The following is a 13633-nucleotide window of genomic DNA, read 5'->3' as shown; positions in this document are numbered from 1 at the left end:
TCGCTCAGTGCCGCTTCATCGAACGCGGGCCGAGCGGGTGATCGGCATGCGGATACGGATGATGATGGTGGTCATGGCCATGACCATTGTCGTGATCGTGATCGTGGCTGTGCCCGTGATCGTGCCCGGTATGCGGATGATCATGATCGTGGGAATGTCCGTGGTCATGATCATGGCCGTGGCCGTGCTGGTGGTGCCCATGGTCGTGATCATGCCCATGTCCGTGCGTGTGCGGCTCGTCCTGACAGCGGCCGTTGCAGCTGCCATCGTCGTTGCACAGATCGCAGGCGGCGCCGACGCCTTCCACATGATGGTGGTGGCTTTCCTGCGGCAGACCGATCTCCGCCTCGAAGCCCAGGATCTGCTCCCGGTACTTGCACATCTGGCAGTTCATGAGATTGGCGCCGTTCAGGATCTCGTTGACCCGGTCAGCCATGGTCGCGATCACCTGCGGATGATCGTTGAGATAGCCCGCCTTGAGGAACTCGATCTCCGGATGACGTGCCGCCACGGCATCCGTCGCCATGTAGATGCGGCTGACGAGGACGCCGGTGAAGAGGAAGTACGGGAAGACGATGATGCGCCGGTAGCCCAGTTTCGCCGCATGCTCGAGGCCCGGCTCGACGAGCGGGAACGTAACGCCGGAATAAGCGGTCTCCGCCCAGCCGAAACCGAAGCCTTCCCACAGCATGCGGGTGATCTTGGAGACATTGGAATTGGCGTCGGGATCGGAGGCGCCACGTCCGACGACGACGAGAAGCGTCTCATGCAACGGCACGTCGGAGGGCGCCGCGGCGAGAGCTTCCGAGATGCGGTCGGAGGCGGCACGGATCATACGCGGATCGATGCCGAGATCGCGGCCATAATCGATCGGAACGCCGCGCTCGGCCTGATAGGTGTTGAGGACGGAGGGGATGTCGTTCTTGGCGTGACCAGCGGCAAACAGCATGCCTGGAACGGCGAGAATGCGCGTGCAACCGAGATCCACCAGCTTATCGAGGCCGGTGCGCAGAACCGGTTCGGCGAACTCCAGATAACCGTATTCGACCGGCCATTGCGGGAAGAGCTTGCGCGCTTCCGTTGCAAGACGGGCAAATTCGTCGACCGCCGCTTTGTTGCGGCTGCCATGGCCGCAAATCATCAATCCGAGTTTTTCCGACACGCGTTCAATCCTCCGATTTTCGGGTGGCGAGGCGACCGCGCATGGGCGCAAAAGCAGGGAGGAAGCAGGGCTGCGTCACGGCGGGCCTTCACAAAAACGAACGGATGACCCGCCCACAGCGGAGCTGTGGCGCTGGACGGCCCCGGTTTTGGCTCCCGGTAGGGGTCAGCCGCGCCCGAGATCGTTTTCAGCCCTTCGACGGGCGACCATCCCTGAACCGGCTCTAGAGAGCGAAGGAAGGCGCGTCAATCACGGAAGCCTTTTGGCCACTTGCCAGCCGAAAAGTGGACTGCTCTTTTCGACGGAAATAGCTGAAGATAAAAGTGAAATGCTCAAGCTCTCTGCCAATCTCGGATTTTTATGGACAGACCGGCCACTGGAGGAGCGAATCGTCGCAGCGAAAAAGTCAGGTTTCGACGCGGTTGAGTTTCAGTTCCCTTATGACGCGTCACGCGAAACGCTGAGACAGGCGCTTCGCGAAACCGGCCTGCCGCTTCTCGGCCTCAATACGCGAACCGGTAAGGACGGCGACTTCGGGCTTTCCGCACTCCCCGGGCGAGAGAAGGAAGCCCTTGCCGCGATCGATGAGGCGATCGAATGGGCCGTCGATCTCGGCGGCACCGCCGTGCATGTGATGGCCGGCATTGCTGACGACGAAACGCCTGTCCGCCGCTGCAAAGAAGCTTTTGTGAACGCCCTCTCCTATGCCGCGGGCCGGGCGGCGCGGCACGGCCTCACGGTCTTGATCGAGCCGATCAACGCGCGTGACTTACCGGGCTATTTTCTGTCATCGAGCGCGGAGGCGGCACGTATCATCGACATGGTGGCGGCCGACAATCTGAAGCTCCAGTTCGACTGCTATCACGCCCAGATCATGGAAGGCGATCTCACCCGCCGCGTCGCGGCGCTGATGCCGAAGATCGGCCACATCCAGATCGCGGGCGTGCCGGGGCGCAACGAGCCCGACGAAGGCGAAGTCGCCTATTCCTGGTTTTTGCCGGAGATCGAGCGTCTCGGCTATCAGGGCGCGATCGGCGCCGAATACCGCCCCCGCACGACTGTGGAGGCGGGCCTTTCCTGGATGAAGACCTACCGCGACAGCGCCCGGTAGCGCTCCACCAGGCCGGCGGTGGAGGAATCGAGACCGTCCGTTGTCGCCCCGTCGCGGATGACCGGCAGGAGGTTGGAGGCGAGCGCCTTGCCGAGTTCCACGCCCCACTGATCGAAGGAATTGATGTCCCAGATCGCGCCCATCACGAAGACCCGGTGCTCGTAAAGCGCAATCAGCATGCCGAGGGTGTGCGGATCGAGACGCTTGTAGATGAGCGTGTTCGACGGCCGGTTGCCCGGAAACACCTTGTGCGGGGAGAGCCTGTCGATTTCCGCCGGCGCCATCTTCTGGGATGAAAGCTCCGCACGCACCTCGTCCTCGGTGCGGCCGAAGGCGAGCGCCTGCGCCTGCGCCAGGCAATTGGCGAGGAGCTTGGCATGATGGTCGCCCATCGATTCGTTGGGTTCCGCCGCAATCAGGAAATCGACGGGCACGACCTCCGTGCCCTGGTGGATGAGCTGGAAGAAGGCGTGCTGACCGTTGGTGCCTGGCTCGCCCCAGACGACCGGCCCAGTCTGGTAATCGACCGCCTTGCCTCCGCGCGTCACCCGCTTGCCGTTCGATTCCATATCGAGCTGCTGCAGATGCGCGGCGAAACGGCTGAGCCGCTGATCGTAGGGGATCACCGCCTGGGTCGGATAGGCACAGACATTGCGGTGGTAGATCCCGATAAGCCCCATGATGACGGGGAGGTTCTCAGCGAGCGGCGCAGTGCGGAAATGCTCGTCCATCTGCCGCGCGCCGGCGAGAAAGCGTTTGAAGTTATTGAAGCCGATCGAGATCGCCAGCGGCAGGCCGATCGCCGACCATACGGAATATCGCCCGCCGACCCAGTCCCAGAAACCGAAGACGCGCTCTTCGTCGATGCCGAATTCGCCGACCTTCTTGAGATTGGTGGAAAGGGCGGCGAAATGCGCCGAAACCGCCTCCTCGCCGAGCCGCTCCACGATCCAATTGCGCGCCGAGGCGGCGTTCGTCATCGTCTCGAGCGTTGTGAACGTCTTCGACGCGATCAGAAAGAGCGTACGCTCCGGATCGAGTTCGGCGAGCGTGTCGTGGATATGCGCCCCGTCGACATTGGAGACGAAATGCACGCGCGGCCCGCCATCGCGGAAGGGCGTAAGAGCCGCCACCGCCATCGCGGGACCGAGATCGGAACCGCCGATGCCGATATTGACGACATCGGTGAAGGCCTTGCCGTTCGCACCCGTAATCTTGCCCGAGCGCACGCCTTCGGCGAATTCGCCCACGCGCTCCAGAACGTCATGCACGCCGAGCATGACATCGACGCCATTCACCTCGACGGAGGCCGATTCCGGCGCCCGCAGGGCGGTGTGCAGCACGGCCCGCTTCTCGGTGAGATTGATGGCCTCGCCGGTGAACATGGCATGCCGCAGCGCCTCCACTTCCGCAGCCTGGGCGAGCGCGATCAGAAGATCGAAGGTCTCCGAGGTGATTCGGTTCTTGGAATAATCGAGCGTGAGATCGCCAAGGCTCGCCGAAAAGCGCTCAAACCGGCCCGGATCCTCCTGGAAAAGCTCGCGCAGATGGCGCGCGGCAAGGCTGCTTTCATGCACCTTCAGGGCTTCAAGCGCTGTCCGGGCGGCAGGCTTCATCGTGTCATTCCTCCGTGAGGGATCTTTCGTGGGGATCTTCAAAAGCGGCGAGAATTTACGCCTTGCGCAGATTGACGGCCTCTCGGGCGAGGCTTTCGATCTTCGACCAATCGCCGGCGGCAATCGCCTCCTTCGGCGCAAGCCAGGAACCGCCCACGCAGGCGACATTGGGAAGCGCGAGATAATCACCGGCATTGCCGGGATTGATGCCGCCCGTCGGGCAGAAACGAATCTCTCCGAGCGGTGAGACGAGAGATTTGAGGTAGGCGGCGCCGCCGGCCGCCTCGGCGGGGAAAAATTTCTGGTGATGGTAGCCGGCTTCCACCAGCGCCATCGCCTCCGACGGCGTGGCGGAACCCGGCAGGCCCGGCAGCACGCAATGACGCGCCGCTTCCAGAAGCTGTGGGCTCATGCCGGGCGACACCCAAAAACGCGCGCCGGACCGTTCCGCACGCTTCAGATGGTCGGGGGCGAGAACGGTGCCGACACCGACCGCGACCTCTTCGACCTCCTCCACGATACGCCGCACGGCCTCGAAAGCGGCTTCAGTCCTGAGCGTAATCTCGATCGTGGAAATACCGCCGGCGTGAAGAGCGCGCGCGAGCGGCACGGCAACCTCCGCATCGTCCAGAATGAGAACGGGAACGACGGGCTGTGCGCCGAGAAGGCTTTCGAGTTCTTCGGTCTTGTGATGCATCGTTTCTGGTCTTCTTTCCTGAATTCGCTCAGCCCCCCGCGGGCGTGATACCCACGATCTTCGCCTATCTAGGACTTCCTCCAAGAAGGCGAGCGCGACCTCTGCGCACGCCCCCCTCTCTATGCCTCAAGCGGCCTCGGTGAGCGCGGCGGGTCGGATGACCCCTGCCCCCTCTTCGGCATCGCCCGCCATGGAGCGGAAGGCGGCGAATAGCTCGCGTCCCATGCCGAACTGATTGCCGGAGAGATCGCCCGTCTCGGCCTCCCGCGCCGCCCATTCCGCCTCGTCGACAAGGGCGGCGAGTGTGCCGGCCGTCGCATCGACACGAACGACATCACCGGTTCTGAGCTTTGCGATCGGACCGCCAGAGACGGCCTCCGGTGTGACATGGATGGCGGCAGGCACCTTACCGGAGGCGCCGGACATGCGCCCATCGGTGACGAGGGCCACTTTGAAACCCCGGTCCTGCAGCACACCGAGTTGCGGCGTAAGCTTATGCAGCTCCGGCATGCCATTCGCCTTCGGCCCCTGGAAGCGCACGACAGCGACGAAATCGCGATCGAGCTCACCCGCCTTGAAGGCCGCAAGGAGATCCTCCTGCGAATGAAACACGATCGCAGGCGCCTCGACGATATGCCGTTCCGGCTTGACGGCGGAAACCTTGATCACGGCGCGTCCGAGATTGCCGGTGAGAAGCTTCAAGCCGCCCGTCGCCTGGAAGGGATTGGCAGCGGAGCGCAAAACATTCTCGTCGTGACTTTTCTCCGGCGCGTCGCGCCAGGTCGCTTCTCCATCGGCATCGAGCGCCGCCTCGCGGCGATATTGCGAAAGGCCACCGCCGGCGACCGTGCGCACATCCTCGTGCAGAAAGCCTTCATCGAGGAGCGTGCCGATCAGATAGCCCATGCCTCCGGCCGCATGGAAATGGTTCACGTCGGCAAGACCGTTCGGATAGATGCGCGTGACGAGCGGAACGACCTCCGAAAGGGCTGCGAAATCCTCCCAATTGACGACGATTCCGGCGGCCTGTGCCATCGCCACGAGATGCAGCGTGTGATTGGTCGATCCGCCGGTCGCGTGCAGACCGACGATGCCGTTGACGATCGCCTTCTCGTCAACGATCTCGCCAACTGGCGTGTATTCATTGCCGAGCGCGGTGATGGCGAGCGCCCGCTTCGCCGCCGCGCGGGTGAGTGCATCCCGCAAAGGCGTGTTCGGATTGACGAAGGAGGCCCCGGGCAGATGCAGGCCCATGATCTCCATCAGCATCTGGTTGGAATTGGCCGTGCCGTAGAAGGTGCAGGTGCCGGGTCCATGGTAGGATTTCGATTCCGACTCCAGAAGCTCCGCGCGCCCGATCTTGCCTTCGGCGTAGAGCTGGCGGATGCGTGCCTTTTCGTCGTTGGGAAGACCCGACGGCATCGGCCCAGCCGGCACGAAAACCGCCGGCAGGTGCCCGAAGGAGAGCGCCGCGATCGTCAAGCCGGGAACGATCTTGTCGCAAATGCCGAGAAAGACGGCGGCATCGAACATATTGTGCGACAGTGCGATCCCGGCCGCCATGGCGATGACGTCGCGCGAGAAGAGCGACAGATCCATGCCCGTCTGCCCCTGTGTGACGCCATCACACATCGCCGGCACGCCGCCCGCAACCTGAGCCACGCCGCCCGCCTCGTGCGCCGCCTTGCGGACCACGTCGGGAAAACGCTCGTAAGGCTGATGCGCCGAGAGCATGTCGTTGTAGGCCGTGACGATCGCGAGATTGGGCGTCGTATCACCGGCGAGCGCCGCCTTATCGGATGCAGCGCAGGCGGCGAAGCCATGGGCGAGGTTGCCGCACGACAGGGTCTGACGGCGCGGACCCGCATCGCGGGCTTTGTGGATGCGATCGAGATACGCCTGACGCGTTGAGGCCGAGCGCGCCGCGACGCGTTCCGTCACGGCTGCGATTTCGGAGCGAACTGACATAAGAACTCCTTCGCCTTACGGCGCATAGAAGATTTCGGTGGGGACCCGGTCCTGTCTCAAGATAGCGCGGATCGGCATCTCTTCGATGTCGCCGTCAAGGCGCGCTTTGTCGAGGACGGCGCGTTTCTCCTCGCCTTCAATATGCAGGATCAACGCCTTGGCGGTAAGAAGCCGGGGCAGAGTGAAGGTGATGCGTGGCTCACCCGCTGCCTCCGCGCGCATCGGCAGGAGCGGCAGCTCCTGCGCCGGATCGATGGCCGCGGCGAGATTGTCTCCAGCCGGGAACCAGGAGGCGGTGTGACCGTCCGATCCCATGCCCATGACGACGACGTCGAAGGTTTCCGGCAACGCTTCGGTTGCAAGCGTCGCCGCACCCACGCCATCCTCCGGCGTGTCTGCCCCCGTATAAAGCGGAATGAAGCGGGCGGCCTTCGCCGAACCTTTGCCGAAATGCTCGGCCACGAGCCGTGCATTGGACCTCTCGTGCTCCACCGGCACCCAGCGTTCATCGACGAGCGTAACGAGGACTTTCTCCCAAGCGAGCGGACGCTGCGACAGGACCTCGAAAAAGAGCTTGGGCGTGGAGCCGCCGGAGAGTGCCAGGCTCGCCACACCGTTCTTGGCAATGCCTGCGGCAAGTGTGCGCTCCGTGAGGTCGGCAAGACTTTCGGCGAGTGCGTCCCGGTCCTCGAAATTGTGCCAGTTATGCACCATCAATCGGTGTCCTCATGCCAGGTGCGGCCGTCACGCTCGATAAGGGCGATGGCAGCCGACGGTCCCCAGGTACCCGCCGTGTAGGGCACGGGCGGACTGCCGTCCTCGTCCCAGGCATTATGGATCGGATCGGTCCACGCCCAGGCGGCCTCCACCTCATCGCGCCGCATGAACAGCGTCTGGTTGCCGCGAATGACGTCCAGGAGCAGACGCTCATACGCATCGGGATAACGCTCCTGGAAGGATTCCGCGAAGCTCATATCGAGCGGTACGTAATTGAGCCGCATGCCGCCCGGGCCCGGATCCTTGATCATGATCCACTGCTTCACGCCTTCGTCCGGCTGCAGGCGCAGGACGAGCCGGTTCTGCGAAATGACGCCGGAATCCTTGGGAAAGATGGAGTGGGGGATTGCCCGGAAGGTGATGACGATCTCCGAGACCCGGTCGGCGAGCCGCTTGCCGGTCCTCAGATAGAAGGGCACGCCGGCCCAACGCCAGTTGGCGACCTCGACCTTCAACGCCGCAAAAGTCTCGGTGCGGCTGCGCTTGTCGCCGATCTCCTCCGCATAGGAGGGAACCGCGCCGCCTTCCGCAGCACCGGCGCGGTACTGGCCGCGCACTGTCAGGCGGTCGTAATTCGAGGCATCGATCGGCTTCAGCGCCCGGAGAACCTTGAGCTTCTCGTCGCGGAGCGAATTGGCATCGAAAGAATCGGGCGGCTCCATCGCGACGAGGCACAGAAGCTGGATCATATGGTTCTGCACCATGTCGCGGAGTGCGCCGGACGTGTCGTAATAATCGCCGCGCGAGCCGACCCCGATCGATTCGGCCACCGTGATCTGCACATGATCGATATGGGCAGAGTTCCACAGAGGCTCGAAAAGCGTGTTGGCGAAGCGCAGAGCCATCAGGTTCTGCACCGTCTCCTTGCCGAGATAATGATCGATGCGGAAGACTTGGCTCTCGTGAAAGGCCTGAGCGACGGCATCGTTGACCTTGACCGCAGAGGCGAGATCGCGCCCGACCGGCTTTTCGATAACGACCCGCGAATTGGGCGTCACCAGCCCGTGCTGGGCGAAACGCTGACACAGATCGTCGAAGAGGTTCGGAGCGACTGCGAGATAGAAGGCGCGCACACGCTCTTTGTCGCGATCGAGCTCATCGCGCAGCGCATCCCAGCCCTCGTCCGACAAGGCATCGAGCGAGCGGTATGAGAGCATTCCGAGAAAAGCGTCGAGCGTTTCGCGCGAGCGCTCGCCTTCCGGTACGAACTCCGTCAGCGCCTCTTCCGTCATGGCGCGATAATCATCGTCGCTCATCTTGCGGCGGGAGGCGGCGATGATCCGCCCTTCGGCGGGAATCTGGCCATCGCGCATGCGATGATAAAGGGCAGGAAGGAGTTTGCGGCGGGCGAGATCGCCCGTTCCTCCGAAGACGATATAATCGAAGGGCTCGACCGGGATGACGCGGTAGGTCATGAAGACAGCCTGCAGAGAAGAAAGAAGCGACAACTTGTCCCAGCTTTCCGCCACATTCCCCAGTCTCGGTCAAGGGAGCCCCTCTGGTGCGGGCGGGAGAAGTGGCACGAACTCCGGATCTCCTGGTGCAGGTATCGCGGCCGCGGGCGTGAGCAAGACCTTTGCCGACGGCCTCAGCACACTGGAGGCCGTGTCTCTCGAGGTCGAGCCCGGCGAATTCGTCGCGCTTCTCGGCCCGTCCGGCTGCGGCAAGACCACGTTTTTGCGGGTTGCGGCGGGCCTGGAGCCGTTGAGCGAGGGCCGCATCACCGTCGAGCGTGCTGCATCCGATCGGCCCGCCGAGATCGGCTACGTCTTTCAGACGCCGACCTTGATGCCCTGGGCTAGCGTCCTTGCAAATGTCCGCCTGCCGCTCACTTTGCGCAAACAGCCGCGAAAATCAGCCGACGCAGATGCGAAAGCCGCGCTGGCGAATGTCGGCCTCGCCGATTTTGCCGAGGCATTGCCGCGCCAGCTCTCCGGCGGCATGGCGATGCGCGCCTCGCTCGCACGCGCGCTGGTGACGAAGCCGAACCTTCTGCTTCTCGACGAACCGTTTGCGGCGCTCGACGAGATGACCCGTTTTCGCCTCGGCGACGAGCTCATGGCGCTGCAGGCAGAACAGCAGTTCACCGTGCTTTTCGTCACGCATTCCCTGTATGAGGCGGCATTTCTGGCGGACCGCATCGTCGTCTTCTCGCCGCGGCCGGGCCGCATCATCGGTGAGGTGAAAAACGCCGCAGCGCGCCCGCGCCGGCCGGACTATCGCACCAGCCAGCCCTTTCAGGAGCTGGTAGAAGAGCTTCGCCGGCTTCTCTCCGGCGACGCGGAGCCTTCATCCTCGCCGCAGAACATGTCGTAGATGACATCGATGAGCCGCCGGGCCCGTCCCGAGGCGAGGCTGTAAAAGATCGTCTTTCCCTCGCGGCGGGTCGCCACCAACCCTTCCAGACGCAGACGCGCAAGCTGTTGCGATACCGTCGGCTGGCGCAGCGCCAGGAGCGTTTCCAGCTCGGTGACCGATTTTTCGCCGTCGGCCAGATGACACAAGATCATCAGACGGCTCTCATGCGACAGCGCCTTCAGGAAGGCGCTCGCCGCGGCCGCCTTTTCGGCAAGGCTCGGCAGTTCGGGCTCGTCGGTCTCTGTCAGCGTTCTTGCAAGAGGCATTGGGGTCCTGGCCAGCTCTCGTCAGCGATGAGGTCGCGCGCTATGGTCGCTTCGCCCGCGACATCGCGGCGCGGTACCATAACGTTCTCTTGAATCTCTTTTTATCGCCATCAGAGCCATATGTAGAGGAACTTCAAACTTTGCCCAAGCGCTGAATGCGCGGGGCGCAACCTTCGCATCCCAGAGGACAGACCGTGCTCGACATCACCTGGGTCGGCGCCTTTATCGGCGGCCTCTTATCCTTCGTCTCGCCTTGCGTTCTTCCGATCGTTCCGGCCTCGCTGTGCTTTATCGCCGGCGTGTCTCTCGATGAGCTTTCAGGTCAGGGGGACGTTCCTTCCGGCCTGACGCGCAAGGTCTTCACCGCCGCCCTGGCCTTCGTGCTGGGCTTCACGACGGTCTTCGTGCTGTTGGGCATGACGGCCTCCGGCATCGGCCGGCTCCTGGCGGAATACAAGGACTGGCTGGCGATCGTGGCAGGCGTCGTCATCATCGGCTTCGGCCTGCATTTTCTGGGGCTTCTCCGCTTCGGTTTCCTCTATCGCGAGGCGCGTTTCCAGGTGCGGGAGAAGCCGCCGGGACTCTTCGGCGCCTATCTGATCGGCCTCGCCTTCGCCTTTGGCTGGACGCCCTGCGTCGGCCCGGCTCTCGGCACCATCCTCGCCCTTGCCGGACGCGAGGGCTCCGCCCCCGAAGGGGCGCTCCTTCTCTTCATCTACGGCATGGGTATGGGCTTGCCGTTCCTGATTGCGGCGCTCTTCGCCGGCCCCTTCCTGCGCTGGGCCTCCGGCTTCCGCCGCCACATGGCGACGGTGGAAAAGGCGATGGGCGGTCTCCTCGTCCTGACCGGCATTCTCTTCCTGACCGGAGATATGGCGAGCCTGTCTTATTGGCTCCTGGAGACCTTCCCTTCCCTGCAGACGATCGGCTGAGGTCGCCTCCAGCCCCCTGACGGCGTCAGCCGTCAGGCCTCCTCTCGCGGAATGAGCGCCCCGCGCACCATGATGACGCGACGCGCCAGGGCCTGTCCCCGTGCAACGGCAACTTCGGGTTCGGTCCCCTGCAGGCGGGCGGCGAGATAGGCCGCATTGAAGCTGTCGCCCGCCGCCGTCGTATCGACGGGAACGACCTTGTCGCCGATCGGAACCTCGACCTCACCACCGTCATGGCGCACGAGCACGCCCGCGTCGCCGCGCTTCAGGACGATCTCCTCTGCCCCGAAATCCTGCAGGGCGGCCATGACGTCATCATCGGTATCGAGCTCCCACAACAGCCTTTCATCGTCGCACGACGGCAGAAGCAGCGTGGCAAGCGGCAGGAAGCGGCGGAAGACGGAGCGAGCCCGCTCGATATCGCCTGCCCACAAGGCCGGACGATAATTGCTGTCGAAAGCGATTTTCGTTCCCGCCTGCCGCGCGCGTTTCAGCGCGGCCTCGAAACGTTCAAGCCCCGCGTCGGAATAGATGCCGAGCGTGATCCCGGAGAAATAGATCCATTCCGCCGCCTCCATTGCCGCTTCGATACGCGAACTCTCCTCGAGCTCGAAGAGCTGACGGGCCGGCGCGTTCTGCCGCCAATAGAAGAACCGCCGCTCACCGGCCGAATCAGTTTCGATCGCGTAAAGGCCCGGGAGCCGCTCCGGCACACGCAGGACGGCATCGGTGGAAAGACCTTCCACCTGAGCGAGCGAGACAATCGCCCCACTGAACGGGTCATCCCCGCCAAGGGCCGTCGCATAGCCCGTTTTGACCCCCTCTCGGGCGAGATATACGGCCGTATTGAAGGTATCGCCGCCATATTGGATGGCGTAGGAACCCAAGCTAGTTTTGAATAGCTCGATCATGCACTCGCCGATCGACAGCACCCGCACACCCATTTCGATCCTCTCCTCCCCTCCGGCTCCTCATTTGGCGCCGTTCCCAGAGCTTCCTGAAATCGTTGTGGAATACCAAAGGATTGTCTGACAAGCCCGCCCCCGACTCCCTCGGCCCCTCTCCGGCGCAACCAGCGTCTCCCCGATACCGCCGCGCTCTCGCCTCCAGCCTTGGGCCGTTCAAGCGCGAGCGCTTCCCCTATCGCGAATTCATCACCGCGCTCGCTCTCGGTGGCGCGGGGGGCTCGCTCTTTTACTATTTCAGCCTGCCTCTCGCCTGGATGCTCGGGCCGATGACCTTCTGCACCATCGGCGCGCTTTTGAAGGCGCCGATCGCAGCACCCTCCATCGTGCGCCCCCCGATGATCATCATCATCGGCGTTCTGCTGGGATCTGGTTTCCGGCCGGATCTGATGGGACATCTGGCCGACTGGATCCCGACGCTTCTCGGACTCGTCCTGTTCGTGGCCGTCTCTGCGGTCTTGTGCATCACCTATTTTCGCGTCGTGGCAGGCTTTGACTGGGTGACGGCCTATTTTTCCGGCATGCCGGGAGGTCTCGTCGTCATGACGGTGCTCGGAGAAGAGCGCGGCGGTGACGGCGGCATGATCGCGCTCGTCCATGCCGCGCGCATCCTTCTCGTCGTCATGACGCTGCCGTTCCTGGTCGAATGGCTTTCCGGCGAGACGATCACGAGCGGGACAGGCAGCGCTGGCGCCGGGACACCCTTCATCGAGGGAGCCTTCTGGTTCCTCGTCTCGGCCGTCTTGGGCGTCATCATTGGGCGCCTGTTTCGCTTTCCCTCGCCCGAGATGATCGGACCGATGACGGTCAGCGCCGCCATTCATCTCTCCGGCGTCACGCATTTCGTGCCGCCCTATGGGCTCGTCATCGCCGCACAGCTCGTTCTCGGCACGGTCATTGGCTGCCGCTTCCGCTCAACTCCGGCGGCAACAGTGCTGAAGGTGATGCTTCTGTCACTGGGCTCGACCGTCATCCTGCTCACCGTGACCTACGGCTTTGCCTACACGATCGGGCACTTTACGCGTTTCGACGCGCTCGCCTTGATGCTCGCTTATTCGCCCGGCGGCTTGACGGAGATGAGCCTCGTCGCGCTCTCGCTGCAGGTGGAAGTCGCTTTTGTGGCGACGCATCACATCGCCCGGATCTTGATCGTGCTCATCACCTCAAACGCCGCCTTCGGCCTCATCTCGCGGCTCCGCAAGCGTAAGACCTGAGCGTTGGCTCAGCGCGACGAGGCTTCGCGGATCGCCGGGCGCCGCGCCCAGGAACGCCCGGCTACGGCCGCCTCCGCGCCCTGACCAGGCTGGTAGAAGAGATCGACGCCAGGCAGCACCCCGCCCTCGAGGGCGGCAATCGTTGGCTTGTTGCGCACCAGAAAACTGTCGAATCCACAGCGCAGCATCAACGGGATCTGATCGATGAGGACGTCGCCGACGGCGCGGATCTCCCCGGAGAATCCGTGACGGGAGCGCAAGATCTCGGCCTTCGAGAACGAGCGTCCATCGGTGAAGGCCGGAAAATCGAGCGCCACGAGCTCGAGGCCTGCCAGATGCGGCACGAGGAGATCGACCGGTTCACCGGCGCCCAGAAGTGCGCCCATCGGAGTGAGGCGCGCCTCCGCCACCACCTCGTCCAGCCGGGCGGCCGGCAGGATGACTTTGTCGTCTGCCGCGATAGCCTCGTCGTCCTGGAGGAGGCGCCATTCGTCGACGGCAAAACCGTCCTTGCGCCAGAGACGCGTCTCATCACTCATGGTTCATTCCCTGAGGGCCAATTCTTGA

Annotated in this window: 13 protein-coding genes; 4 read left to right on the top strand and 9 right to left on the bottom strand. The window is 63.6% G+C overall.

What is annotated here, in order from left to right; translation table 11 throughout:
- Positions 1 to 4: 4 nt before the first annotated feature.
- Entirely contained in the window at positions 5 to 1141 is a 1137-nt protein-coding gene (locus tag EO094_RS01255) for a sirohydrochlorin chelatase (RefSeq protein ID WP_128291750.1), read from the bottom strand.
- Positions 1142 to 1490: 349 nt separating this feature from the next.
- Here EO094_RS01255 and EO094_RS01250 point away from each other — a divergent pair, with 349 nt between their 5' ends.
- Complete coding sequence (locus EO094_RS01250; protein ID WP_128290543.1) at positions 1491 to 2273, top strand: hydroxypyruvate isomerase family protein; 783 nt, start codon at positions 1491 to 1493, stop codon at positions 2271 to 2273.
- Here the strand turns inward: EO094_RS01250 and pgi are convergent.
- The 5 genes from pgi to zwf form a co-directional block, all read right to left on the bottom strand.
- Complete coding sequence (pgi, locus tag EO094_RS01245) at positions 2252 to 3889, bottom strand: glucose-6-phosphate isomerase (protein WP_128290542.1); 1638 nt, start codon at positions 3887 to 3889, stop codon at positions 2252 to 2254. The two genes, EO094_RS01250 and pgi, sit on opposite strands and share 22 nt — an antisense overlap.
- 55 nt (positions 3890 to 3944) lie before the next feature.
- Positions 3945 to 4586, bottom strand: coding sequence for a bifunctional 4-hydroxy-2-oxoglutarate aldolase/2-dehydro-3-deoxy-phosphogluconate aldolase (gene eda / locus EO094_RS01240; RefSeq protein ID WP_092812988.1), 642 nt, complete (start codon positions 4584 to 4586; stop codon positions 3945 to 3947).
- 126 nt (positions 4587 to 4712) lie between these two features.
- Positions 4713 to 6554, bottom strand: a complete 1842-nt coding sequence (edd, locus tag EO094_RS01235; protein WP_128290541.1) for a phosphogluconate dehydratase — start codon at positions 6552 to 6554, stop codon at positions 4713 to 4715.
- Between the two features lie 15 nt (positions 6555 to 6569).
- Positions 6570 to 7268: a 6-phosphogluconolactonase gene (gene pgl / locus EO094_RS01230; protein WP_128290540.1), complete on the bottom strand. Its 699-nt coding sequence runs from the start codon at positions 7266 to 7268 to the stop codon at positions 6570 to 6572.
- A complete protein-coding gene (zwf, locus tag EO094_RS01225) occupies positions 7268 to 8746 on the bottom strand; it encodes a glucose-6-phosphate dehydrogenase (protein WP_128290539.1) in 1479 nt (492 codons plus the stop codon). Before zwf ends, pgl begins: the two co-directional genes overlap by 1 nt.
- A 148-nt stretch (positions 8747 to 8894) precedes the next feature.
- On the opposite strand from zwf, the gene EO094_RS01220 reads away from it, so the two are divergent.
- Positions 8895 to 9647, top strand: coding sequence for an ABC transporter ATP-binding protein (locus tag EO094_RS01220; protein WP_246008327.1), 753 nt, complete (start codon positions 8895 to 8897; stop codon positions 9645 to 9647).
- Here EO094_RS01220 and EO094_RS01215 read toward each other — a convergent pair.
- Complete coding sequence (locus EO094_RS01215; RefSeq protein WP_128290537.1) at positions 9569 to 9955, bottom strand: ArsR/SmtB family transcription factor; 387 nt, start codon at positions 9953 to 9955, stop codon at positions 9569 to 9571. The two genes, EO094_RS01220 and EO094_RS01215, sit on opposite strands and share 79 nt — an antisense overlap.
- Positions 9956 to 10149: 194 nt before the next feature.
- Here EO094_RS01215 and EO094_RS01210 point away from each other — a divergent pair, with 194 nt between their 5' ends.
- Positions 10150 to 10887 carry a cytochrome c biogenesis CcdA family protein gene (locus EO094_RS01210; protein ID WP_234630112.1) on the top strand — a complete coding sequence of 246 codons (738 nt, stop codon included), beginning with the start codon at positions 10150 to 10152 and terminating at the stop codon, positions 10885 to 10887.
- A gap of 32 nt (positions 10888 to 10919) precedes the next feature.
- Here EO094_RS01210 and EO094_RS01205 read toward each other — a convergent pair whose 3' ends face one another.
- Positions 10920 to 11831, bottom strand: a complete 912-nt coding sequence (locus tag EO094_RS01205) for a sugar kinase (protein ID WP_128290535.1) — start codon at positions 11829 to 11831, stop codon at positions 10920 to 10922.
- An 80-nt stretch (positions 11832 to 11911) separates the two neighbouring features.
- Between EO094_RS01205 and EO094_RS01200 the strand changes: the two genes are divergently transcribed.
- A complete protein-coding gene (locus tag EO094_RS01200) occupies positions 11912 to 13066 on the top strand; it encodes an AbrB family transcriptional regulator (RefSeq protein ID WP_164879507.1) in 1155 nt (384 codons plus the stop codon).
- Between the two features lie 8 nt (positions 13067 to 13074).
- Here the strand turns inward: EO094_RS01200 and EO094_RS01195 are convergent, their stop codons facing one another.
- Positions 13075 to 13605 (bottom strand): DUF934 domain-containing protein, encoded by a 531-nt coding sequence (locus EO094_RS01195; RefSeq protein WP_128290533.1) that lies wholly within the window; start codon positions 13603 to 13605, stop codon positions 13075 to 13077.
- Positions 13606 to 13633: the final 28 nt, after the last annotated feature.

This window comes from Afifella aestuarii (genome assembly GCF_004023665.1).
Classification (GTDB): Bacteria; Pseudomonadota; Alphaproteobacteria; order Rhizobiales; family Afifellaceae; genus Afifella; species Afifella aestuarii.
This window is presented reverse-complemented; position numbering and strand designations above follow the sequence as displayed.

Excerpts from the sequence above, each read along its gene's own strand:
- EO094_RS01255 (WP_128291750.1), bottom strand. The coding sequence starts at position 1,141 with ATGATTTGCGGCCATGGCAGCCGCAACAAAGCGGCGGTCGACGAATTT.
- EO094_RS01250 (WP_128290543.1), top strand. The coding sequence starts at position 1,491 with ATGCTCAAGCTCTCTGCCAATCTCGGATTTTTATGGACAGACCGGCCA.
- pgi (WP_128290542.1), bottom strand. The coding sequence starts at position 3,889 with ATGAAGCCTGCCGCCCGGACAGCGCTTGAAGCCCTGAAGGTGCATGAA.
- eda (WP_092812988.1), bottom strand. The coding sequence starts at position 4,586 with ATGCATCACAAGACCGAAGAACTCGAAAGCCTTCTCGGCGCACAGCCC.
- edd (WP_128290541.1), bottom strand. The coding sequence starts at position 6,554 with ATGTCAGTTCGCTCCGAAATCGCAGCCGTGACGGAACGCGTCGCGGCG.
- pgl (WP_128290540.1), bottom strand. The coding sequence starts at position 7,268 with ATGGTGCATAACTGGCACAATTTCGAGGACCGGGACGCACTCGCCGAA.
- zwf (WP_128290539.1), bottom strand. The coding sequence starts at position 8,746 with ATGACCTACCGCGTCATCCCGGTCGAGCCCTTCGATTATATCGTCTTC.
- EO094_RS01215 (WP_128290537.1), bottom strand. The coding sequence starts at position 9,955 with ATGCCTCTTGCAAGAACGCTGACAGAGACCGACGAGCCCGAACTGCCG.
- EO094_RS01205 (WP_128290535.1), bottom strand. The coding sequence starts at position 11,831 with ATGGGTGTGCGGGTGCTGTCGATCGGCGAGTGCATGATCGAGCTATTC.
- EO094_RS01195 (WP_128290533.1), bottom strand. The coding sequence starts at position 13,605 with ATGAGTGATGAGACGCGTCTCTGGCGCAAGGACGGTTTTGCCGTCGAC.